The organism is Streptomyces sp. MUM 2J, from assembly GCF_022414535.1.
Taxonomy (GTDB): Bacteria; Actinomycetota; Actinomycetes; order Streptomycetales; family Streptomycetaceae; genus Streptomyces.
The window spans coordinates 1-23,950 of record NZ_JADWYM010000018.1; the positions used below are offsets into that span (position 1 = coordinate 1).

At 71.2% G+C, this 23,950-nt stretch carries 16 protein-coding genes; 12 read left to right on the forward strand and 4 right to left on the reverse strand.

Annotated features, from left to right (window positions below):
• Nucleotides 1–179 precede the first annotated feature (179 nt).
• Nucleotides 180–2,888, reverse strand: coding sequence for an AAA family ATPase (locus I3F54_RS16640; RefSeq protein WP_240119570.1), 2,709 nt, complete (start codon nucleotides 2,886–2,888; stop codon nucleotides 180–182).
• Nucleotides 2,889–3,638: 750 nt separating this feature from the next.
• On the opposite strand from I3F54_RS16640, the gene I3F54_RS16645 reads away from it, so the two are divergent.
• From I3F54_RS16645 to I3F54_RS16675, 7 genes are all read left to right on the forward strand, one after another.
• Nucleotides 3,639–4,907, forward strand: a complete 1,269-nt coding sequence (locus I3F54_RS16645) for a sensor histidine kinase (protein WP_240119571.1) — start codon at nucleotides 3,639–3,641, stop codon at nucleotides 4,905–4,907.
• Nucleotides 4,908–5,141: 234 nt separating this feature from the next.
• Nucleotides 5,142–7,118 (forward strand): hypothetical protein, encoded by a 1,977-nt coding sequence (locus I3F54_RS16650; RefSeq protein WP_240119572.1) that lies wholly within the window; start codon nucleotides 5,142–5,144, stop codon nucleotides 7,116–7,118.
• Nucleotides 7,119–7,151: 33 nt separating this feature from the next.
• Nucleotides 7,152–8,672, forward strand: a complete 1,521-nt coding sequence (locus I3F54_RS16655) for an ABC transporter substrate-binding protein (protein ID WP_240119573.1) — start codon at nucleotides 7,152–7,154, stop codon at nucleotides 8,670–8,672.
• Nucleotides 8,673–9,037: 365 nt separating this feature from the next.
• Nucleotides 9,038–10,480 carry an AMP-binding protein gene (locus I3F54_RS16660; protein ID WP_240119574.1) on the forward strand — a complete coding sequence of 481 codons (1,443 nt, stop codon included), beginning with the start codon at nucleotides 9,038–9,040 and terminating at the stop codon, nucleotides 10,478–10,480.
• Entirely contained in the window at nucleotides 10,477–11,268 is a 792-nt protein-coding gene (locus I3F54_RS16665) for an SDR family oxidoreductase (protein WP_240119575.1), read from the forward strand. The genes I3F54_RS16660 and I3F54_RS16665 overlap by 4 nt, the downstream gene beginning before the upstream one ends.
• A 207-nt stretch (nucleotides 11,269–11,475) precedes the next feature.
• Nucleotides 11,476–12,846, forward strand: coding sequence for an NAD(P)-binding domain-containing protein (locus tag I3F54_RS16670; protein WP_240119576.1), 1,371 nt, complete (start codon nucleotides 11,476–11,478; stop codon nucleotides 12,844–12,846).
• Between the two features lie 27 nt (nucleotides 12,847–12,873).
• Nucleotides 12,874–13,341, forward strand: coding sequence for an ArsI/CadI family heavy metal resistance metalloenzyme (locus tag I3F54_RS16675; RefSeq protein WP_240119577.1), 468 nt, complete (start codon nucleotides 12,874–12,876; stop codon nucleotides 13,339–13,341).
• Nucleotides 13,342–13,515: 174 nt separating this feature from the next.
• On the opposite strand, the gene I3F54_RS16680 is transcribed toward I3F54_RS16675, so the two are convergent.
• Nucleotides 13,516–13,950 carry a hypothetical protein gene (locus I3F54_RS16680; RefSeq protein ID WP_240119578.1) on the reverse strand — a complete coding sequence of 145 codons (435 nt, stop codon included), beginning with the start codon at nucleotides 13,948–13,950 and terminating at the stop codon, nucleotides 13,516–13,518.
• Between the two features lie 212 nt (nucleotides 13,951–14,162).
• Here I3F54_RS16680 and I3F54_RS16685 point away from each other — a divergent pair, with 212 nt between their 5' ends.
• Entirely contained in the window at nucleotides 14,163–15,794 is a 1,632-nt protein-coding gene (locus I3F54_RS16685; RefSeq protein ID WP_240119579.1) for a helix-turn-helix domain-containing protein, read from the forward strand.
• A 254-nt stretch (nucleotides 15,795–16,048) separates the two neighbouring features.
• Here the strand turns inward: I3F54_RS16685 and I3F54_RS16690 are convergent, their stop codons facing one another.
• Nucleotides 16,049–17,479 (reverse strand): nucleobase:cation symporter-2 family protein, encoded by a 1,431-nt coding sequence (locus I3F54_RS16690; RefSeq protein WP_240119580.1) that lies wholly within the window; start codon nucleotides 17,477–17,479, stop codon nucleotides 16,049–16,051.
• A gap of 749 nt (nucleotides 17,480–18,228) precedes the next feature.
• Here I3F54_RS16690 and I3F54_RS16695 point away from each other — a divergent pair.
• Entirely contained in the window at nucleotides 18,229–18,870 is a 642-nt protein-coding gene (locus tag I3F54_RS16695) for a cyclase (RefSeq protein ID WP_240119581.1), read from the forward strand.
• A 250-nt stretch (nucleotides 18,871–19,120) separates the two neighbouring features.
• On the opposite strand, the gene I3F54_RS16700 is transcribed toward I3F54_RS16695, so the two are convergent.
• Nucleotides 19,121–19,603, reverse strand: a complete 483-nt coding sequence (locus tag I3F54_RS16700; RefSeq protein WP_240119582.1) for an ATP-binding protein — start codon at nucleotides 19,601–19,603, stop codon at nucleotides 19,121–19,123.
• A gap of 146 nt (nucleotides 19,604–19,749) precedes the next feature.
• On the opposite strand from I3F54_RS16700, the gene I3F54_RS16705 reads away from it, so the two are divergent.
• The 3 genes from I3F54_RS16705 to I3F54_RS16715 all read left to right on the forward strand — a co-directional run bounded on the left by I3F54_RS16705 (nucleotide 19,750) and on the right by I3F54_RS16715 (nucleotide 23,516).
• Nucleotides 19,750–20,517, forward strand: coding sequence for an IclR family transcriptional regulator (locus tag I3F54_RS16705; RefSeq protein ID WP_240119583.1), 768 nt, complete (start codon nucleotides 19,750–19,752; stop codon nucleotides 20,515–20,517).
• Between the two features lie 41 nt (nucleotides 20,518–20,558).
• Nucleotides 20,559–22,073: a glycerol kinase GlpK gene (glpK, locus tag I3F54_RS16710; protein WP_240119584.1), complete on the forward strand. Its 1,515-nt coding sequence runs from the start codon at nucleotides 20,559–20,561 to the stop codon at nucleotides 22,071–22,073.
• A gap of 504 nt (nucleotides 22,074–22,577) precedes the next feature.
• Nucleotides 22,578–23,516, forward strand: a complete 939-nt coding sequence (locus tag I3F54_RS16715) for a TauD/TfdA family dioxygenase (protein ID WP_240119585.1) — start codon at nucleotides 22,578–22,580, stop codon at nucleotides 23,514–23,516.
• Nucleotides 23,517–23,950: the final 434 nt, after the last annotated feature.

Below are 23,950 nucleotides of genomic sequence, written 5' to 3' on the forward strand. Positions count from 1 at the left end.
CCACCGTCATGGACCTCATCCAGGCCAAACTCCCCACCCCGCCCACCGAGGACTGAGCCCGCAGGCGGCCGGCCGCCTCGGCGGCGCGGACGGCCCTTTGGCGGTGGTGGCCGGGATGCCGGGAGGCACGAAGGCGCCGGACGGTGATGAACGCCGTCCGGCACCGCGTGCCTCTGTGCTCAGGTGCCGAGGGCGTCGGCCAGTCCCGCGCGGCCGGTGATGCCCAGCTTCCGGTAGGTGCGGCTCAAGTGCATCTCCACGGTGCGCAGTTCCACGAACAGCTCCTCGGCGATCGCTCTGTTCGTCCGGCCCTGCGCGGCCAGGAGGGCGACGCGCCGCTCGGACTGGGTCAGCGCCGCCGCACTCTGAACACCCTTCGCGTCCTGGGACGCGGGGCGGTAGCCGCTGTCGAGCAGTTCCTCCTCGGCGTCCCGGACGATGGACGTCGCCCCGCACCGCCGGGCGACTTTCAGGGCCTGTTGCAGGTGGGTACGGGCCGCGTCCGGCGCCCCCGACCGGACGAGCAGCATGCCGCAGTCCAGGAGTGCCTGCGCGTAGGCGTATCGGCAGTTCGTCGTCTCCAGGAGCGCGACCGCCTCCCCCAGCAGCCGTGTGCCTTCGTCGCCGCCGGCGACGACTCCCGCCGTGCGCAGAGCGGAGCCGATGGTCTCGGGAACCCCCCAGGCGCGGGCCAGCCGGAGCTCCTCGTCGGCGAGCCGACGTGCGGGCTCGTGCTCGTCCAGCAGAGCGTGCGTCAACGCGGCCTCCGAGCGCCACGGCAGGACGGCCGGGTCTCCCATGCCGCGGGCGCAGGACCGTTCCCCGCTGTCCAGGAAGTCGGCGAGCGCCTGACGCAGCCGTCCCTGCGCACGTCGTACCCTGCCGCGTACCAGGGTCGTGAAGTCGTTCGCCCAGTGCGGTGCCAGGGCGCCGTTGAGCCCCTTGTGCTCCAGCAGTCGGTCGGCCTCGTCGGCGCGTCCCTGCCTGACCAGGGCATCGGCCCACATGGCCACGCTGTGGTTCGCCTGCGTCCGCGCGCCCACGCCGCGCAGTGCCTCCAACGCCGTGCGGGCGTCCCGGAGGCAGTCGTCCACGTTGCCGAGGCGGTGGTGGACTCCGGCCCTGAGCGTGTGGACGTATCCCCGGGCGAGTCCGGAGCCCTTGCCCCGCTGCCGCTCCATGCTGGCCTCGACACGGGAGAGGGCGAGTTCCGGACGGCCGGCGACCGCCAGGGCCAGCACCGCACCGGTGTACACGAAGGACGCGTCGCCCTTCGGCGCCACCCCGTGCGCCAGTGCCCGCTGCGCGTGGGTCACGGCGCGCCGTGCCGTGCCGCCGGCCATGATCTCCCGCAGGGCGAGCAGTGCTTCCAGAGCCTGCTCGGATGCGGTGCCCGGGGCCGGCCGGGCGCCGAGGTCCTGAAGGCGGTCCAGCACGGGGGCGTCGAACGAGCCCTGCGTGATCTGGGCGTAGACCAGGTCGACTTCGGCCCGCAGGGCGTGGTCGGGATCGAGTGGCCGGAGGTGATCGACGGCGTCGCGCAGTACCTCGATACCCTCGGGATACCGGTTGAGGGCGAAGAGGGTCGTGGCGAGCGACCGGGTGGCCTGTGCGTGGGTGCGGGGCGGGAGCCTCAGCTGGAGGCTGCAGCGCAGGCTGCGGACGGCGGTGCGGGCACACCGCTCCAGTTCGGCTTCCCCGAGCGAGATGAGGACCGACGCGCGGACGTCGTCCTGCAGCGGCTCGCGCAGCACCCGTCGCAGGCAGGCGATGCTGCTGTCGCCGTCGTGTCCCTTGACCGCTTCGGCGGCCCGCAGCAATGCGTCGGTGACCCACTGCTCTCCCTGGCAGCCGCGCAGCAGATGCGGGGTGAGCGAGTCCCAGGGCGCACCGGTGTCCAGCAGGAAGCGAGCGGCCCGGGTGTGCAGCTCCCTGCGCATGCTGGGCGGCACCGCGTCGGCGACAGCGGTGGTCAACGCGGGGGCGGGGAAGCGCGGCCCCTGCGGGGTGTGCACCAGGATGCCGAGGCGGTCCAGTGTGTGCACGGCGTCTTCGACGGTGCCCTCGTCCAGGGCGGTCGCCCGGGCGAGGAGGCGCAGGGAGGGCTGGCCGGACAGGACCGCGACGGCGAGAGCGGTGCTGCGGACCTCCTCGCCGTGCGTGGCGATGTCGGCCAGCACGGCCCGCCCCAGTTCCCGGGGTACGTGTTCCGAGACACGGGCAGCTGTGAGACCGCCGGGAGCGGTTCCGGAGGCCCGCACGGAGCCCAGGACGCCCTGCACGACGGAGGGGATTCCCGCGGTGGCTTCCCAACAGGCGCGAACGAAGGCGGGCTCCGGATCGGTGCCCAGCTCGCGCTCCGCCATGGCGCGCACCTCGTCCACGCCGAACGGGGTGAGGGTCAGATGGTGGTCGAAGCGGGGGAGCAGTTCCCCGATCACCTCGCGTCCCGGGGCGGCGCCGGCGTTCGGTACCAGTGCGGCGATGACGGCGGGCCGCGACCCCGCTGGGCGCAGCAGGAGACGGCCCAGCAGCCGCAACGAGGCACCGTCTGCGACGTGGAGGTCGTCGATCACCAGGACGCCCGGTCCCTCGCCGGGGGAGCAGAGGCGTTCCTCGGCCCGCACCAGGTTCTCCGCGTCCGTGAGGACGACGGAGCCGTCCCAGGAGGCGAACATGCGGCGGATCAGGTCGAACTCACGGTCCGCCGGGTCACCTGCCGCACGCAGTACCCGCGCCTTGTGACCCGCCGCTCCTTCTGCGAAAGCGCGAAGGAGCGCCGACTTTCCGAACCCCCTGTTGCCCCGCACAAGCACCCTATTGCCGTGAGCGGGCGAGGATATGAGTTCATCCAGGGCCGTGAGCTCCTGCTGTCTTCCAGTCAACACGGTGGTCCATTATGGAGGGTTCATCGGCGCCCTTGGCACGGGCCCGGCCCGTCGGAGTGTCGTGGAACCGAAGTGTTGCGATGCTTCGGTGGGCCTGCGGTGTCCACAGCCCCGTATTCGTGGTGGAATCCATCTGCCGCAGCGGCGGCCCGATGGACAGGGAATCTCGCACCGGCACCGACTGTCACCAGGGCTGTACTGTCCGTTGGCCCAGGTGCCGGTGAAACACATACGGGGGCTACAGGTGAGCGAGAGAAATGCCACCGCATATTGCGTCGGAGCGTGGACTCTTGCGGGGTCGGTGATATTCACCGGATTGGTGATGGGAGGCGTGTACGGCTCCGAAGCCCTGCTGTCCCTCGCTATTCCGGCCGCAGGCTCAGTCGTTGGCGCCTGCATGGTCACACGCAGTTTCAGGCAGTGAATTCACCGCATGGGCACCACGCGACAGCGCTTCGCATTCTGCACGGGCCCGACGCCGACACGGACGGCGCCGGAGGCCGGCCTGACGGAGCGTCGGGTGGACACGGTGTGCACTTGCCGCACCATCGGTGCGACGCTCCGTCCGTTGCCCGCGGCAGCCGATGCCCGGCATGGTGCTGACATGCGCGATACGGCCGAACACGACGCGGGGACGCGTCACCGCATCCGGCGCGGGCCGCGGCCCCGCAGGAGCCCGTCCGAACACCATGAGCCCGCCCAACGGCAGGATGCGATCGTGGGCCGATGGCGCGGTCTCCTGGACGTCACATGAAACCTCCCGCCGCGGCCAGGCGACCACGATTCACCACCGGGCGCGCCCCCCAGAAGATCACCACCACGGACGCGATCCTGTCGGCCCTGGCGGTCGGCTATGCCCTGGTGGTCTACTTCGCCGTCGACACGGACCCGGACGCACCCGGCGCACGGCCGATCACGGACTGGCTCTTCATCTCCTGGGTGAGCGCCGACGTCGTGGCCGGAGCGGCGATCCTGACACGGCGCAGATGGCCCGTCCTCCTGGCGCTGGCCACCACGGCGGCGCGCTTCGTCACCGGATCCGTCATGACCGTCCCCATCGTCTTCTACACACTCGTTTCGCAGCGCCGCTACGCGTGGGCCACGGCCGCTGCGGCAGCCGTGTGCGCCACCTTCGTCCTCGACTTCATGGACATGATGTTCTATGACCCCGGCATCGGCCCGGCCCTGGCAGCCGTCCGCGGATTCGAGGAGATCGGGGTACGGCAAATGGTGCCGTTCGTCATCGTTCCCGCGTTGGTGGCGGTCACCGTGCGGGAGCACCGGCAGCGCATCGACAGCCTTCACACGCACGCGGCACAACTGCGGCGCGAGCAGGAACTCGTCGCCCAGAACGCCGTACTGACCGAACGGGCCCGGATCGCCCGGGAGATGCACGACTCGGTCACCCACTACGTCGGATTGATCATCCTGAGGGCCGGAGCCCTGGAGGTGACCGCCGCCCGCGAGCCGGCCACCGGCGAGGCCGCGCAGCTCATAGGCGAACTGGGCCGCCGCGCGATGCAGGAGCTGCGGGACCTGCTGCAGGTGCTGCGCACCGGTGCCACGGGGCCGCACCCGGCACTGAGCCGGGTGGGGGAGGAACCCTTCGAACCGGACCTGGCCCGGCTGCTGGGCACCGCCCAGGAAGCCGGGATGCGCGTGTCCTGGAGTGTGGACCCACGCATCGAGCAGTGCGATCCGCCCCTCCGCCAAGGTCTCTACCGCATCGTCCAGGAGGCCCTGTCCAACGCCGGCCGCCACGCGCCCGGCGCCGAGGTCGATGTCGCGGCGACCACGGAGGGGGAGGTCCTGAAGCTGACGGTGCGCAACGGCCGCGCCGAGCGGGCGGACGCCGCGCACGGGCCGGCGACCGGCAGCGGGGGACTGGGCCTCAAGGGCATGCGCGAGCGGGCGCAGAGGCTGGGGGGAGAGGTGACGGCCAGGAGCACACCGCAGGGAGACTTCCTGGTGCAGGCGCTCATACCGCTGCGGCGTCTCTCCGGCGCCGGCCAGCCCTGACGCCGCCGTCCGCCCACGGCCGCCGTAACGCCGTGGGCGGACGGCGGCCGGTCGCCGTTCCCGCGCTGTGGCCTGCCCCGGTGACGGATGCGGGGCGCGCGGTCACCGAGGGCGTCGTCGGCCGCGCCCGGATCACGATTGGGAAATGTGGGCACCTGTCACGCGGCGATTCCCTATGGTGACTACGCGTTGCCCGGGCAACGCTCGGTAAGTGTGCGTGCGCAGGGGGGAAGCATGGAAAGAGAGGGGCAGCCGGCCCTCGTACGGTCCGCGGCGGTTCGGGGGGTGCACACGCTGGTGCAGCCGTCGTACCCGCTCCCGCCCGGCCGCCGCAGGCCCATGGTCTTCGTCGAGGGGGGACACGGCACCGGGAAGACGACACTGGTGGACTCCATCGTGTCCCAGGTCAACCAGTACGTGCCCTACGGGCGGGTCGACTTCACCGAGCCCGAGCGCGACGACCTGCCCCAGACCCTCTCCGTCCTGGCACGGCAGCTTGCCTGGTACCGGCCGCGCTACCGCAGACTGCGCTTCCCCCGGCTGCTGATCGGGCTGCTCGTCATGAAGCAGGATCTGAGCGAGTTCGACTTCGAGCGAGCCAGGTCCGAGGTGTCCCAGCTCCTGCAGCAACGGCGCGGCGGCGGCTGGCCGCAGCAGTTCCTGATGGAGATGACCGGCAACCCCGCCGAGGTCGATATCCCCATGGGGTTCGCCACCCTCGCCTTGCAGATACCGCTCAACGCCCTGGTCAACCTCGCGGGTTTCACCTTCCCCGGCCGTGCCCAGCGGTGGTACGGGCACCGGGACCGGGAACTGGTGGACGACCCGATCGACACGCTGCTGGAACTCAACACCTGGGCCCGCGACGCCGAGGCCGACCCGACCAGGGAACCCGGACGATCAGCACGTGGCCGCGTGGACGCGCTGCTGTGCGAAGCGTTTCTGGCCGACCTGCGGGACTGCCCGCGGCGCGTCCACGCACTCCCCACCCCCCTGTTGTTGCTGGACAACGCCGACGCCGCCGCCGGACTGGCCTTTCTGGGCCGGCTGTTGCAGGCCCGCCCCGCACTGCGGCCCCAGGAGCGCCCCGAGCCGCTGACCGTGGTCGCCACCGGAAGGAGCGAGCTGCCCGACATGGCCGAGACCACGACGGCACCGCTGGAGGACCTGCTCGGTGCCGCTCCGGAGAGGCGGGGCGGGGACTCCCCGGCGTGGCTGAGCTACCGGCTCCCGCTGCTGACCCTTGCCGAGGTGCAGACACTGCTGAGCCGGCCGACCGGCCGCGGGGGCGCCGACCGGCGGCTGGCCCGGCTCGTGCACGAGTTCACGGGCGGGCACCCTCAGGCAGTCGGCCTGCTGGCACAGGTCGCGGGACGCCGGGGACCCACGGCCCGCAGTGTCGCCGAACTCCTCGCCCGTCCGGTCACCGAGAACCATGGTGAACCAGCCCCTCCAGGCGCAGGTGGCACCCCGGCGGCGGGCCGGGAGCCGGCAGCCGGAGAGTATCTGCTGCGCCGCCTGCTGCCCGTCGACGAGGCACAGATCGACGCCCATGCCACCTGCTCGGCGGCACGGAGCGAGGAGGACCGGCTGTGGCTGAGCCACCAGAGCGACCTCGTGAACACGGCCTGGGGCGAGACCATCCGCCGGGACGACAGCTGGGACCAGTCCGGCGGCACGAGCCCCGCGGTGCTGCGGCGGCTGCTGCTCCGCGACCTCGCCGCACGCCCCCCGGCGCACCACGCCGACTGGTCGACGGTGCACGACCGGTTGCGGGGTCGCTGCCGACGCAACGGAGACAAGGCGGGCGAGCTGTACCATCGCCTGGCCATGGACGACCTCTCCACGGTCGCCCTGGAACTCGCCCGTCTCCTGCCCGACATGGCGGGCGACTCCTGGCTGGAACTGCTGCAGACGGTGGCGCGATCCCCGTTCCGGGCGGCAGAACACCAGGACCTGAGCCCCAATGACCAGTTCCACGAGCAGGTCAGGGACATACGCGTCACCGCGCCGGACGACACCGTCGCCGAGACCACGCGCCTGCTCGCAGCCCTGCGCATCGTCAGCGACCCCTCGGGCGGCGTGGAACGGAGATTTCTCTATGCCCAGATATCGATCACCCTGGACCAGCTCGCACCTCAGAGCCCGGACGGACTCGTGGCACTGTCACAAGCCGCGGCCGAGTACAGCGCGCAACCGCCGCTGTGGTAACGACGCCGACATCCGAGGAACGCAGGAGCGCACATGTCTGATCTCGTGGGCGGAGCAAGCTTCAAGCCCCGGCCCCGGCGCTACAGGAAGCCGCTCCTGCTCAGTGCCGGAGTCGTCCTCGTGGTACTCGCCGCCTGGCTGATCGTCGCGCTCCCGGACCGCCTCGACTGCGGCGGTTCGCAGCTGACGCGGCACGGCGGCGAATGCGTCGGGGTCACCGACGGTTCCTTCGTCTTCGTGCCGGACGGCGCCGATGACCTGGGGAAGAGGTTCCGGGACATCCAAAAGCTGATCAAGAAGGAGAACGACCGCGTCGCGTCGGAGGAGAAGAACTACGTCAAGGTGGGACTCCTCTCGACCCTGACGCCGACGGACACCGGCCCGCAGTCACCTCGACGCGTACTGCACTCCCTGGAAGGCGCGTACACCGCCCAGATGAGGGCCAACCACACCCAGGAACTCGGCGACCGCGCCCCGCAGGTCCAACTGCTCCTGGCCAACGCGGGCAGCCGCTACGAACACTGGGAACCAGCGGTCGACCAACTGATCTCCATGACCGACGACAGTGCCCCTCTGGTCGCCGTGGTCGGACTCAGCATCAGCACCACGGACACCCAGGCCGCCGCGAAGCGGCTGTCCGAGCACCGGATACCGATCATCGCTTCGTCGGCGAGTGCCGACGGCCTGAACGCGAGCACGATTCCCGGGCTGATCCGTGTCACGGGGAGCAACACCGACTTCGTCAGCGCACTGCGTCACTACGTACGGGACCACGACAACCTGAGCAAGGCCATCCTGGTGGCGGACGACGACCCCCCCGACCTGTACGTCGCCACCCTGACCGACGCCTTCGAGAAGTTGATGAAGCGCGAACTGGGCTCCAGGCCCGTCCAGCCCTTCCACGGCACCACCATCGAGGAGGACGCCCCGCCCGCTCTGGTCGACACCGCGGTGCGCAACATCTGCCAGGCCCATGTCGACATGGTGCTCTTCTCGGGCCGTACCGGCGACCTGGACAAGTTCGTCGAGGCGCTCCACCACCGCACCTGCCGCCCGGATCCGATCTCCGTGCTGTTCGTGGAGACCGGGCCGGCCATCGCGAAGGACGAATGGGCGCGTCTGGGACAGGACGGCATCACCGTCGTCCAGGCGTCGGCCATGGATCCGGCATGGACGCGGGACTCCGGTACGGGACCCGGCGCTCCGAGGGGTTTCCACGATTTCTACGAGCAGTACCGCACCAGGATCCGGTACGCGGACGACGTGGAGGACGCGTTGCAGGACGGCTACGCCGTGGCGAACCACGATGCGCTGGTGACCGCCGTACGGGCCATCCGCATCAGCTACTCCGAGGACCCCGAGCAGCCCATGAACCAGGTTCGGGTCCGCAACGCCCTCTTCCTGCTGAACCTCGACAATGAAGTGGAAGCAGCCAGCGGCACGCTCAGCTTCGCCTCCGGCCGCAACGGCGATCCGGGAAAGAAACCCATCCCGGTCATCGAGACGCCCCCCGGACCCGACCGCCCCAGCCTCTACACCACCCCGGAGCTGTGACGAGCACGCATGACCGCGGGGCCGTCGCCGCCTCGCAGTCCGAACCGTCCGCGCACGGGACGCCCGGCGTACCTTCGGCCTGGGACTCTGCGAAAGTCCCCCTGAACGGGTGAAACAACGCGTCCTGATTTGTGCCGACTTAACGCTGATACACAGAATGTGGCGCGTGATGATCACGACGATGACGAGTGCCAGGTGCTGACGCACCAGGACACGGAGGCGGGTCCGGGCCGTCGATTGCCCGGAGTGCCGACCGGAGCCTGGACCACCCGAGCCATGTGCACGGCTGTGGAGTCGGGGCTCGTGGACACGGAGGTTCCGGCCGCGCGCCCCGTCGGGACGACCGGAGAAGCCGGGGGAGAGGAGTGATCCCGCAGCTGACGCCCTACGTCCTGGCCGCAGGCGCCCAACGGGGCGATTCCGACGCGGTGTTCGAGGCCGACTCCGGACGCCGCATCAGTCATCGCGAACTCGGTGACGCCGTGCGCCGGACCGCGGCAGACCTTCTGGGACGGGGGGTGCGGCAGGGTGACGCCGTGGGGTTGCGCCTGTCGAACGGCGTCGACTTCGTGGTCGCGTTGCACGCCGTGCTGACGACGGGCGGCAGCGTCGTCCCTGTGAACCCGGTCCACACGGCCGGTGAAGCGCAACGGCAGCTGGAACGCGCCGGAGCCGACTGGCTCATCGACGCCGTGGGCGGCAACGGTACGCGGGCCGCACCGCTGAAACGGCTGACCGCCCCGCCTTCCGGCACACCCGCCGCTCCCCCTCGGGCCGCCGAGACCGGGGCCTGCCCGCCCGCGCGGGAGGCGAGCGCTCCCCCTCGGGAAGCCGGAACGGCCGTGCTCGCCTCTTCCAGCGGGACGACCGGCTTGCCGAAGACGGTCCGCCTCAGCCACGGCAACATGATCGCCGCCCTGGCCGCCGGCACGGCCGCCCTACCGCTGGCCCCGGATGACCGGGTGCTCGCCGTTCTGCCCTTCGCCCACGCCTACGGCCTCCAGGCGGTGCTCCATCACACCCTGCGCTGCGGCGGCACGGTCGTCACCCTGGCGAGGTACCGGCCGGAACCGGCGCTGCGGGCGATGGCGGAGCACGGCGTAACCCGGCTCTTCGTCGTACCGCCCCAACTGCGCACCCTGTGCGCCGGGCAACGGGACGCCCCGGTGAACCTGGACCGGTTGCGCGCCGTCGTCACCGGAGGCGCTCCCGTCCCGCCCGGCCTGGTCGCCGATGCCCGTCGGGTTCTCGGTGCCCCGGTGCTGATGGGGTACGGCCTCACCGAGACGTCCGGGTACGTCGCGGTCGCCGCCGGCGAGGACACAACGGAGCCGGGGCGGACGGCACGGGTCGTCCCAGGCGTGGAGCACCGGGTGGTCCGCGGGGAGTTGTGGGTGCGCGGTCCCCAGATCGCGCGCGACGCCGTCGACGCGGACGGCTGGCTGCACACCGGAGACCTGGTGTCCCTGGAGCACGGCGCGCTGCGTGTCACCGGCCGGTGCAAAGAGCTGATCAAGGTCAACGGATACCAGGTGGCCCCGGCGGAACTGGAGGAGCTGATGCAGCGGCACCCAGCGGTCGCCGACGCCGCCGTGGCCGCGGTCCCCGACCCGGCCACGGGCGAGGCACCCGTGGCCTACGTCGTGCTGCGCGCCCCGGCGGCGGACGCGGAACTCGCCGCCTTCGTCAACGCCCAGGTCGCGCCGTACAAGCGCGTCCAGACTGTGCACCGGGTCGAGGTCATTCCCCGCACCGCCTCCGGGAAGATCGTCCGCAGGCTGCTCACCGTGCCGGCGGAGCCCCGGTGACCGCCGCGGTCCACACGGCGCTGGTGACGGGCGGCAGCCGCGGTCTGGGGTTCGCCGTCGCACGCAGGCTGGCGCAAGACGGCGTACGCGTGGGTCTGGTGGCGCGTTCGGAGAGCGGCGTCCATGACGCCGTCACCGCACTGCGCCGCGCCGGCTGCACGGTGTACGGCCGGGCCGCCGACGTCACGCGGGCCGACGTCCTGCGGACGGCGCTGGACGAGCTGCGCGACGAACTCGGCACAGTGGACCTGCTGGTCAACAACGCCGGAGTCGAGGGGCCGTTCGGGCCGCTGTGGGAGTGCGACCCCGACGCGTGGTGGGCGGCGATGGACACCAACGTGCGCGGTGTGCTGCTGGCCACCCACGCGCTGCTGCCGGTCATGCTGGCCCGGCGCACCGGACGGATCGTCAACCTGGTCAGCCACGCGGGGGTGCACCGCTGGCCGCACGTGTCGGCGTACTCCGTGTCCAAGGCCGCCGTCATCAAACTCACCGAGAACCTCGGACAGGAACTGCGCGGCACCGGCGTCCACACCGCGTCCCTGCACCCCGGCATCGTCCTCACCGGATTCACGGACGCCGTCCTCACCGGGGAGGCCGACCCGGCGACATGGCGCGGCCGGGCCCACCTGTGGCTGCGCGGGCAGATCGAGGCCGGTCGAGGCGTGCCGCCCGAGGCCGCCGCCGACGCCGTCTCCGTGCTGGCCCGGCGGCTCACCGAGACCTTGTCCGGTGCCTACTTCACCCCCGAAACGGTCGCCCGCCTCGCGAACGACGGAGCCCCATGACCCCCCGCCCCGCCGCACCCACGGCCATCCCCATACCGCGCGACGATCGGGATCTGCGTCACCGGAGCCCCGGCTCGCCTGGGCGGAGCGCGCCGCCTCACTCCCTCCGGCTCGGAATCGATGGACGTCTATGTTGACGCCTGTCGATACAGGTGTCATGCTGGCACCTGCAAGAGATCGACAAATGTCGAAACAAAGGGGAACCTCGTGAACGCGCTCTCCGCGGACCAGCTGCCCGTCGTGGTCGTCGGCGCCGGTCCCGTCGGCCTGGCTGCCGCCGCCCATCTCGTTGAGCGCGGCATCGAGCCCCTGGTCCTGGAGGCCGGCCCGGCGGCGGGCAGCGCCGTACGAGACTGGTCGCACGTCCGCCTGTTCTCGACCTGGGGTGAGGTCATCGACCCGGCCGCCGAGAAACTCCTCGCCCCGACCGGCTGGGTCCGCCCCGACACATCTGCCTACCCGACCGGCGGCGACTGGGCCGAGCGCTATCTGCAGCCGCTCGCCGACGCTCTGGGCGACAAGGTCCGCTACGGCGCCGTGGTGACCGGCGTGGCCCGTGCCGGACGCGACCGCGTCGTCGACTCCGGCCGCGACGAGCAGCCCTTCACCGTCCACACCGGGTCCGCCGACGGCCGTGAGGAGCGGATCACCGCTCGCGCCGTGATCGACGCCTCCGGCACCTGGTCCGTCCCGGGCCCGATGGGCGCCGACGGCCTGCCCGCCCTCGGAGAGAAGCCGGCCGCAGCCCGTGTCTCCTACCGTGTTCCCGACTTCAACGACCCGGCCGTACGCACCCGTCACGCGGGTAGGCGCACCGCCGTGGTGGGCTCGGGCGCCTCGGCCTTCACCGCCCTCGCCCTCCTCGCCGACCTGGCGAAGGAGGCGGACGGCACACACGCGGTGTGGATCCTGCGCCGGGGCATCGGCGCGGGCACGTACGGCGGCGGCGAGGCCGACCAACTGCCCGCGCGCGGTGCGCTGGGCCTGCGTGCCAAGGGGGCCGTGGAGGCGGGCCACGCGAGCGCGGTCACCGGCTTCCGCACCCGGGCCGTGGAACGCCACGACGACGACCGGCTCGTCCTGGTCGCGGAGGACGGCCGCCGCACCGACAGGATCGACGAGGTCATCGTGCTGACCGGTTTCCGCCCCGACCTGTCCTTCCTCTCCGAGGTCCGCCTCGGCCTCGACGAGCGCCTGCAGGCGCCGGCCGCCCTCGCCCCGCTGATCGACCCGAACGTCCACTCCTGCGGCACGGTCTCCCCACACGGTGTCAACGAGCTCTCCCACCCCGAGCCGGGCCTCTACCTGGTCGGCATGAAGTCCTACGGCCGCGCCCCGACCTTCCTCGCGATGACCGGCTACGAGCAGGTCCGCTCGATCACCGCCGCGATCGCGGGCGACCAGGAGGCCGCCGAGCGCGTCGAACTCACCCTCCCGGAGACAGGGGTGTGCGGCGGCGCGGGCCTCTTCGACGCGCCGGAGAACACCGGGCAGTCCGGCAGCGGCTGCTGCGCCGCCCCCACCGCACTCCGGATCGGCCACCCTGGTGCTCCGGCCAGTACCTCCGGCGGCTGCTGAACTCCCCACCACCCAAGGAGGTTCGCCGTGAAGTCCCGTGTACAACTCGCACTGCGTGTCCCCGACCTCGCCGCTTCCGTCGCCTTCTACACGAAGCTGTTCGGCACCGAGCCCGCCAAACTCCGCAGCGGCTACGCCAACTTCACCATCGCCGAGCCGCCGCTCAAGCTCGTCCTCATCGAAGGCACCGCAGGGGAGGCCACCCGCATGGACCACCTCGGCGTCGAGGTCGAGAGCACCGACGCCGTCCGGGCCGCCGCCACCCGCCTGGGCGAGGCCGGCCTGGCCACCGACGTGGAGAACGACACCGCCTGCTGCTACGCCCTCCAGGACAAGGTCTGGGTGCACGGCCCCGGCCAGGAACCCTGGGAGGTGTACGTGGTCAAGGCCGACTCCGACACCCCGACCAGACAGCAGGGCAGCACCTGCTGCGCCACCCCGGCCCAGGCCGACACCGGCTCGCAGGAGCGGGGCACTGCGGGCGGCTGCTGCTGATACCGCCGGTGACCGGCCTCCACGTATGTGGGGCCGTGACCGACCGGACACCGGTCACAGCCCCGCGCTGCTCTGCCCGCCCGTTGCGCCACCACGCCTACCTGCGCTGGCGCAACGCCGATGAACGCGGCCGTGATGCCGCCGACGGGTTCCTTCGCCCTGTTCGTCAGCGGTTCAGCTGGTCCAGTCGATGTGCACGTCGGTGACGCTGGAGAACTTCCACCATCCGTTCCCCGTGTGGGTCCACTTCTTCGGGATGCCGCTGTAGGCGCCCCAGTAGACGGTGCCCCAGGGGATGTAGAAGGCGTCGATGTCCTTGTGCTGCGGTGTTCCGTAGACGCTGTGCGGCTTGGCGTAGGCGATGGAGTCGGAGCGGCAGTGGCCGGACGTCTGGTAGGCCTGGTCCGGTCCGGACCCGACCCAGTTCAGACAGACCTTCACGTTGTGCGTCGTGTTGTTGTAGAGCGTTCCGCAGATGACGACGAACCGGCAGCCGCTCAGGGGGCGGACCTGGCCGGCGGGCGACGCCTGCGCGGGAGTGCTCGCGAGCACCGTGGTGAGCAGGGCGCCGGCACCGATCACGGTGCCGAGTGTGGTACGCAGGTGCATGACTGGCCTCTCGTACTCGGCCGCGCCGCCCGCGGGGTGGCGCGGATGTCCCGTGTGCCGTCGGATCACGGCGCGTCGAGCGTGCCGGTCTGTGAACTGCCGGGCAAGGCTTTCGCGTCCCTGACAAGGAGAGGGATGAAACGCACGTTCTGACGTGCCACGACACAGCGCGCTGGGACGCCGGAGCGGGATGGCCACAGGGGGAACCAGGGATGCCGGACCTGGCCGGACGTTTGCACGAGCTCAAGCAACGCAGCGGTCTCAGTTACGCCGGACTCGCCACCCGCTGCGGTATCAGTGCTTCCGCTGTGCACCGCTATTGCCGGGGCCAAGTGCTGCCGGACAGCTACGGGATGGTGGAGCGCATCGCCCGGGTGTGCGGGGCCGGACGGGACGAGTTGGCCGAGTTGTACCGGCTGTGGGAGCACGCCGACGCCGCCCGGTCCACGGCACGCGGCGATGCCGTCCCCGAACGGGTGATCGGTGACGCCGTCGCCGACACCGAGCCTGCCGCGCGAAGGGCGTCACCCCGTCAGCGGCTCCGCGTCGTGCGATGGCTCGGGGCCGTCGGCTGCCTGCTCGCCGTCGTGATGGTCGGTGCGACCGCGTCGTCCCCCGTCCGGCACAACGCTGCCCGGCCCGAGCAGAACGTGCCCGGGCCCGCCTGGTCGCAGTATCCGGCTGCGGTGCCCGGCTCGTTCTACGGGGTGACCGTGAACAGCGGCAGTGGGGCGATGCCGACGTTCCGTGTGGGGGCGGTTCGGCTGTGGGACAGCGGGTCCCGCTGGGCATTGGTCGAACCGGAGCGCGGCCGGTACGACTGGAGCGTCCTCGACCGCCTGGTCGACGGGGCCCGGCAGGTGCACCTCCCGGTCCTGTACACGTTCGGGGGTACGCCGTCCTGGGCCGCCCCCGACGCACCGCCGGGCCCGTACACCGACGGGTCGCGCGCTGCCCCGCCCGACGCCGTGGACGACTGGGTCCGCTTCGTCCGGGCCGTCGCCACCAGGTATGCGGGTCGTATCACGGCCTACGAACTGTGGGTGCTGGCCCCCTCCCCGCACTTCTTCACCGGCGACGCCGCGACGCTCGCGCGGATGACCCAGCGGGCCAGTGCCGTAATCCGGCGGGCCGATCCGCGGGCCACGGTGGTGTGCCCGTCCATCGGCAAACTGTGGGAGCCTCCTTCGCGTCGCTTCCTGCGCGACTTCGCAGCGGCCGGCGGCTACCAGTACTGTGACGCCGCTGGTGTGAAGCTGTATCCACGCCACGAGGGCGACACCCCGGAGACCTTCGTCGGTCTCGGCCACGTGATCGACCGGACCTTCCACGAGGCCGGAGTGCATCCGCCCCTGTGGGACACCGGAACCACCTACCGCATCCCCGAGGACCGCCCCCTCGACCAGGCCCACGCCATCGCCTACGCGGCACGCTTCTACCTGATCGGCATGTACCTGCGCTACGAGCGCATGTACTTCTACAACTGGGGTGGCACGAAGATCCCACTCGTCCTCCAGGCAGTGGGGGGCGGACCGACCGCCGCCGCCCGCGCCGTGGACAGGCTTCAGCGATGGCTGACCGGCGCCCGCATCACGTCGTGCGGCCACGGGCATCAGGACGGCCTCCCCGGACAGGTCTGGGAGTGCCGGTACCTGCTCGCCGCGCCCCATGGCGGCGGGCCGGTCCCGGCCGTCATCCGCTGGACCGAGTCGGGGACCGCGGCCATGCCCGCCGACCGCGGCGCGCGCACGGTCCGGTCCCTGGACGGCACCTCCGGCCCGGCGCCGCGCACACTGCGGATCACCGAGCAGCCCGTACTGATCACTCTGTCCTCTGCCGGCTGAGCGCCGCGAAGGGCACCGGACGGACAGCGGGGCGCGGTCGGCGGGAAGCGCTTCCACGACGAGGCGTGGACGACGCGTGTCGTGAACTGCGCTGCCGACCCGGCGAACCCGTGCGGTCGGACACTGGTCGCGGCATCCCTGAGACGGGGCACGAGGTCGGCGCCCCTGGCCGGGGGGAGCAGTCGCACGCCGACGGCGGTGCCCCCGTCCGGGCTGCGGCCCGGACGGGGGATCCCTTGGGAGGTGGCGGGGGGTCAGGCGGTCGGCGTGGAGACGGCTTCGGCCGCGGCCTGTCCCGAGTCGGTCGGGGTGACTGTCACGGGCTCCTCGTCCCTGGCCAGCCCGTTGAAGATCAGGTTCAGCACGATGGCGGCCGTCGCACCGAGCGTGACACCGCTGTTCAGCAGGGAGGAGAGGTCGGCGTTCATATGCTTCTCGAAGAGCACCGGGACCGTGGCCGGCAGGAGGGCGAAGGCCAGGGACACCCCCACGACCAGCGCGTTCCTCTCCTCTCTGAGGTCGACCTTGGACAGCGTCTGGATGCCGGCCAGGGCGACCATCGCGAACATCACGGTCGCCGCTCCGCCGAGCACCGCGTTCGGTATCGAGGCGACGACGGCGGCGGCCTTGGGCAGCAACCCCAGGACGATCATGAAAACACCGGCGGCGACCACGACGAACCGGCTCTTGACCCTGGTCATCCGCACCAGCCCGACGTTCTCCGCGAACGCCACGTACGGGAAGGAGTTGAGGACGCCGCCCAGGGCTGTGGCCGCACCGTCGGCGCGCAGGGCACGCGCCACGGTTTCGCTGTCGACCTTCTTGTCGACGATGCCGCCGACCGCGTAGGTGTCGCCGGTCGTCTCGACCATGGTGATCAGCATGACGATGAGCATGAGGAGGATCGGAAACCACTGGAACTTCGGCATACCGAAGTGGAACGGCGTCGTGACCCCGATCCAGTCCGCGCTGCTCACATCCCCGAAACGCACGTCCCCGAGGAGGTAGGCCGCGACGGTGCCGCCGACCAGGCCGAGCAGGATCGCGATGCTGGAGAGGAACTGCCTGCCGACCCTCATCAGAACGAGGATGAAGAGCATCGTGCCACCGGCGTAGGCGAAGTTCTTCGGGTCACCGAAATCCGGGCTGCCGAGCCCTCCGGCGGCGTCGTTCAGGCCCACCGGGACCAGTACGATGCCGAGAACCGTGATGACCGTGCCCGTCACCACAGGCGGGAACAGCCGCATCACCGCCCCGAACGCCCTGGCGGGCAGCCAGGCGAAGGCGAAGGTCGCCAGACCTGCCGTGATGACGGCTCCGTAGACCACCAGCAGGGCTGCGGTACCGCCCCCGGCACCGAGCCCGATGGCGATCATCGGCGACACGGCGGTGAAGGTCACGCCCTGGATCAGGGGCAGCCGTGCGCCGATCCGGCCGATCCCCCATGCCTGGATGATGGACGCGATTCCGCAGGTGAACAAGTCCGCGTTGATCAGGTAGACCAGTTGTTCCGTGCTGAGCTTCAGCGCACCGCCCACGATGATCGGGACGATCACCGCGCCCGCGTAGAACGCCAGCACGTGCTGGAATCCGTAGAGTGCGAGCCTGGTGGCCGGAAGGACCTCATCGACCGGGTGGGTGCTCCGTTCTCCGCGACCGGAGAGCAGGGCTGCGACACGTGCCATCTCTGCCTTGCCTTTCAAGAGGTAGGTGATCGAGAAGGGCCCGGCCATCCCTGATCCGTCAGTGTCGTCGGCGGCCTCAGGGCTGTCCGTGGCGGTTCACGTCGTCGAAGTCTCACTGGTGACGGCAGCGGCATCTCGTCGTGTGGCCGAAATAAAACCCCCGTGAGCTGTGCCACGAACATTGGCTACATGCACAAAATGTCGCCCCCGATGCCGCGACGTTTCGCATGTTCGTCCAAGACCCTGGGGCGGACCAGGTGCGGAAACGGGCCGCCGAGGCCGGGAACCGCCGGTCCGCCCGGCGCGGAACCGCTGGTCCGCGCGGCCTGCAGGGCCGGATTCCGGGGCGGCGCGTCAGCCGGCAGGGTCCGGGGGTGCGGCGGGCGACCTGCTCCGGGGCCCCCTCGCCGGCGCTGCCGGGCCGGCCCCTTCCCGCCCCGTCCGGCTCACCGCCCGTTCGCCCGGAGATGACCGGTACGTGGCCACGCCATGCAGGTGCCTTGCGCGGTGACCAGGGGCGCCGTCCGGCAATCGCGACACGTCCCTTTACATCACGGCAGAGGCATGCTGACATGCACACGTAAAGGCATTCGGGAGTGCGGGCGGGTTCACCGCCCGTCTGCCACACGCTCAAGCAGCCCACGCCGCAGACCCCGTGCACTCCGCGACCCGTACCTGCGCCGCCGGACAGGCAGGCGCGTTCCACGGACGACTCCGCACCGTTCCGCGCACCTGCGAGGAGGATGGACATGAGACCCGTATCCGCGCTGACTCGTCTTCCCGTGGCGGCCGCCGGCTGCCTGGCCCTCGTCGGGCTGGCCGCTGCACCCTCGGCCGCGGCAGAGACGCCCCTCACCTTCGACTGCCAGGCGAAGCCGCCGATCGTCTCGGCGCAGACCTTCGACCTCGGCGCTGGGGTCGAGGCCACGGCACCCGACAGCGTGCCGTCCGGCAGCGCCTTCAGCGTCGCTCTCGCCCCCGCGCCGCTGACCGTGCCGGGCTCGGTGAACGGCTACACGGTCAAGGCGATCAAGGACATCAAGCTCAGGGCCGTCATGCCGACCAACGCGACCTTGACCGACGAGAGCCTGTCCGGAGGATCCGGGACCGGTTCGGGCACCCCCAGCGTCGCCGTCAGTGGGGGCGAGATCGTCATGACCGTCCCCGGCCCGATCAGCGGCGGCAGCACCTTCACGCTCCCCACCCTGACACTGGACCTTGTCGCAGGCGCCCCTGGCGGCACGGTCACCACCCGGATCGCGGGCACCTCCTACGACAACCCCGGTCTCACGTTCACGGCCCGGGTGCCCATCCTCTTCTTCACCGCGGACGTACCGACGTCGTGCTTCTCCTCGCCCAGCCCCGTGCTGAGTTCCACGGCCGTCAGCTGACACAGGCCTGCCCGGCGGCGCGAGGCATCGCGACGGCCGGGCAGACCCGAGCCGCCAAGGCCACCGGTAGATCGCCCCGAACGCCACCCCTGACCGTCGCCGGACCGAGGGCGGGCGTCCCCGATCGCCGGAACCGGCCCTGCTCGCCGTGGTGATCGCCGATGCGGTCGGGCAACCACTCACGCCGGGTGTGGTCTCGGCCCGACGGCCGCCGGCACGGCGCCGTGTGCGGGCCGTCCCCGGCCGGCGGTCAGCTCACGACCACTTCCGCCCACCGGCTGGTCCCCCCGAAGTGCTCCCGGACGCCGCACCGGTCCGACAGCGCCATGACGATGTCGATACCCCGGCCGTGCTCGTCCGGGGCGGACTCGGATGCCGGCCGTCCAGCCGCCGGCGCAGGTCCCATGTCGGTCACCTCGACGCGCAGTACGGTGCTGCGCCCGTGCCCCAGGAGGCGCGACAGCCGCAGCGTCGCCGGGGGCAGCGCGTGGACGACCGCGTTGGTGAGCAGTTCCGAGGCCAGCAGGAGCACGTCGTCGACGACGTCCGCACAGAGGTGCCAGCCGGTGAGGGCCGCGCGTACGCGTCGGCGGACGGCCGGGACGGCCACGGCGGCGTGCGGCAGCGGAATGACGTGTTCGGCCTCCTCTTCGGCTTCCTCGCAAAGCGCCGCTTCCTCGCGAGGAGCCGCTTCCTCGTCGGGAAGCACAGTGCCGACCTGCGTCACTGTCATGTGCCCTCCTCCGGGTCGCGCTGCCGGCCAGCAGAAGACCGGGCGTGATGGCACGCTACGGAGCACGTCGCGACCGGTCAATGAACAGCGGTCGGCATTACCGAACGCCGGTCCCCGAATCGGCACGCCGGTCGTACGATCGAGTCATGGTCGGCCCTGTGCAGTCCATAGAAAGGGCAGCCGCGATCCTGCGTCTGCTCGCCGCCGGTCCGCGCCGCCTGGCACTGGGCGAGGTGGCGTCCTCACTCGGGCTGGCCAAGGGCACCGCTCACGGGATCCTGCGCACGCTGCAGCACGTGGACTTCGTCGAGCAGGACGCGGCGACCGGGAAGTACCAGCTGGGGGCCGCTCTGCTCCACCTCGGCACCAGCTACCTGGACGTCAACGAACTACGGTCGCGCTCCCTCAACTGGGCCGACGCCCTGGCCGCCCGCAGCGGGGAGGCCGTCCGCCTGGGCACGCCCCTGGAGGGCAAGGTGCTCATCGTGCACCACGTCTTCCGGCCGGACGACACGCTCCAGACCCTGGACGTGGGCGCACTGCTGCCGCTGCACGCCTCCTCACTCGGCAAGGTCCTGCTGGCCTTCGGAGCCGCGCCGATCGAGCCCCTGCTGACGGCCGGACTGGAGGCGTACACCCGGCACACCCTGGTGCTCCCGGAGGACCTCAACCGGGCACTCGGCGAGATCCGAGAGCTCGGCTGGGGGGCCGAGGCACAGGAAATGAGCATGGGTGACGCCGGAATCGCCGCACCGATCCGGGCCCACGGCGGCCTCGTGGTGGGCGCGATCGGGGTGTCCGGACCCATCGAACGGATCTGTGACACCCAAGGCCGGCCCCAACCGCCCCTGATCACCTTGCTCCGGGAGGCCGCACGGGCGATCTCCAGAGACCTGGGCGCGGCCCGCTGGTAGGTCCCGGCGGCTCCGCCAAGCATCGGAAGGCAGGTTCGATCATGGTTGCACGGTATGTGATGTCCATCGACCAGGGCACCACCTCCACCCGATGCATCCTGTTCGACCACCGAGGACGGCTGGTGTCCGTCGCCCAGCGCGAACACCGCCAGTACTTCCCCCGGCCGGGCTGGGTCGAGCACGACGCCGTCGAGATCTGGCGCAACCTCCAGCGCGTGGTGCCCGAGGCGCTGTCCGACGTCGGCATAGACGCCCGGCAGATCGCCGCCGTCGGGATCGCCAACCAGCGGGAGACGACCGTGCTCTGGGACCGGCGGACCGGCGTTCCGCTGGGCAGGGCCATCGTCTGGCAGGACACCCGCACCGCTGAACTGGTCGACGACCTCAGAAACCGGCCCGGGGACGAGTTCTTCCTCGAACGCTGCTGTCTTCCCCCCTCGACCTACTTCTCCGCGCCGCGGATCCGCTGGCTGTTCGACCACGTCGACGGGCTGGAACAGCGCGCCCGGGACGGCGAGGTGCTGTTCGGCACGATGGAGAGCTGGCTGATCTGGAATCTCACCGGCGGAACGGACGACGGCCTGCACATGACCGACGCGACCAACGCCAGCCGCACCATGCTGATCGACATGCGGACGCTGGCCTGGGACGCGGAGCTGATGGAGTTCTTCGGCGTACCGCGCCAGATGCTGCCGGAGATCCGGCCCTCCGCCGAGGACTACGGCGAGGCACGCTCACTGCTGCCCGGCGTACGGATCACGGCCGCCCTCGGTGATCAGCAGGCAGCCCTGTTCGGGCAGACCTGCTTCTCGCCCGGCGCGGCGAAGTGCACCTACGGGACCGGCAGCTTCCTGCTGATGAACACCGGTACCGACGTCGTCAGGTCCCGGCACGGGCTGCTCACCACCGTCGCCTACAAGATCGCGGACCAGCCCGCCGTCTACGCTCTGGAGGGCCCGATCGCCGTCACCGGTTCGCTGGTCCAGTGGTTCCGGGACCGTCTGGGGCTGATCAACAGCGCCCCCGAGATCGAGACCCTGGCGCGCACGGTCGAGGACAACGGCGGTTGCTACATCGTCCCGGCGTTCTCCGGTCTGTTCGCGCCCCACTGGCGCAGCGACGCCCGCGGCGTCATCGTCGGCCTCACCTCGTACATCACCGCGGGCCACCTGGCCCGAGCCGTCCTGGAGGCCACCGGCTGGCAGACGCGGGAGGTCGTCGACGCCATGAACGCCGATTCCGCGCTGGCCCTGAAACAGCTCAAGGTCGATGGGGGCATGACATCCGACAACCTGCTCATGCAGTTCCTGGCCGACGTCCTCGGCGTTCCGGTCGTGCGGCCCCTGGTCGCCGAGACGGTCTCTCTCGGCGCGGCCTACGCCGCCGGCCTCGCGGTCGGCTACTGGCCGGATCTGGAGGTCCTGCGCCGCAACTGGCACCGGGCCGCCCAGTGGCTGCCGGCCATGGACCCGGAACGGCGGGAGCAGGAATACGACAACTGGAAGCGAGCCGTGGAGCGGTCCCTCGGGTGGATCCAGTCACCCAGACGCTTCTGAAACGGCCGGCTTCGGCCCCCGGCGGTGGTCGCCGACTGCACCCACCCCACTGCGGCGACCGGTACCTCGCCTGCGAGGGCCGGGACTTCTCCTGCGGTCAGGGTCTCCACGCCCCCAGGGGAAGGCCGCCCTCTCGCCCTCGCCGTCGCGGTTTGACAGGGCACGAGGAGCACTCACAGAATCGTCCGCATGACTGGGTACCGGTTCGAGACGACGGGGGCGCTGCGCGTCCCGGATCGAACCGGCTGCGAGCGCTCCGGCCGATAGCCCGGCCGCCGCCGAGCCGTGTGCTCGCCGCGCGCCGCGCCCCAAGCCGAGCCGGTCCTCCTCCTTCTCCCTGCCTGACGCGCCTTTGCGGCTGATGGTCTGGATGGTTCCCGGGACTCACCGCACCGCATCACCGGACTCCTCCGTTCGCGGCATGCGAGGGCGTGCGCGTTGACCAACGGTCGCCAACCGTCGTCTGCCACCTGTCGGTGGAACGCCTACGAGAAGAGGGAGTCGATGACTGCCGTGAATGCCGGGTCTCCGCTCACCCTGCGGGAAGCCCGAACACCTGAGGACGGGATGTACGAGGGGGCGCGCATCCTGCGTCGCCTCGCCGAGGGGAGCGAGGAGCGCCCGTACGAGCACTTCGAGGTCGTTCCGCAGGGGCCCACGATCGGGGCCGAGATCCGGGGCATCAGCCTCGCGCGGCCGTTGGGTGACGTGGTGCGCGAGGAGCTGAACCGCGCGCTGCTGGAGTGGAAGGTGCTCTTCTTCCGGGACCAGCGGCTGACCTCCGCGCAGCAGCGCGACTTCGCCCGGCAGTGGGGGGAGTTGGAGACCAACCCGCTGCTCGCCCGGGGCGCCAGCGACGATGTGGTGCGCTTCGACAAGAGCGGGGGTGCCACGCCCACCTTCGAGAACGTCTGGCACGCCGATGTGACCTTCCGGGAACGGCCCGCGCTCGGCGCGGTGCTACAGCTGCACGAGGTACCGCCGTTCAGCGGGGACACCATGTGGGCGGACATGGCCGCCGCCTACGACAACCTGCCGCAGGCGGTGAAGGACCGCATCGACGGGGCCACCGCCGTGCACGACTTCATCCCCGGCTTCGCCCGCTTCTACCCGCCGGAGCGACTCGCACCGTTCCAGGCCGCGTTTCCGCCCGTGGAGCATCCGGTGGTGCGGGTCCACCCGGAGACGGGGCGACGGTTGCTCTTCGTCAACGCATCGTTCACCACCCGGATCACCGGCATGGAGCGTGCGGAGAGCGACCGGCTGCTGCGCTACCTCACGCAACAGGCGCATGTGCCGGAGTACCAGGTGCGGTTCCGGTGGAGAGCAGGCGATGTCGCGTTCTGGGACAACCGTGCCACCCAGCACTACGCGGTGAACGACTACGCGCCGCACCGCCGGGTGGCGGAGCGCGTCGCCATCGCGGGCGACCGGCCTATGTGACCCCCGCACCGTGCCTCTCCGCAACAAACCCGCTCCCCGGACCCGGACCCCGACCCGGGCCCGGGGCCGGGGAGCCCGGGCCCGGGCTCCCCTGACGGACGCGCCGGAGGTCCCGGTCGTCCCTCGCATGGCGCGACGGGCCCGGCCACCCGGCGATCGGCGACCTGGTGGCCCTGGCCCACGAAGCGGTCAGCCCGCAGTCCCCGTGATGCTTGGCCGGGTCTGCCCGCCGGCGGCGTGTCCGTTGACCGGGTGTGGTCTACCGGTCGCAGCAGTGCTGCTGCGCTGGGCGGGCCCCGGCCCTGCAACACGCCTGGTGTCGCCCGGGTCGGTGTCGTAGGAGAGCACCGTGACCCGGCCCGCACGGGACGCTGCCGCATCCCTCGACCGGAACGGAGACCCCTGGCCGCCCGGATCACAGGGAGCACCGGCCG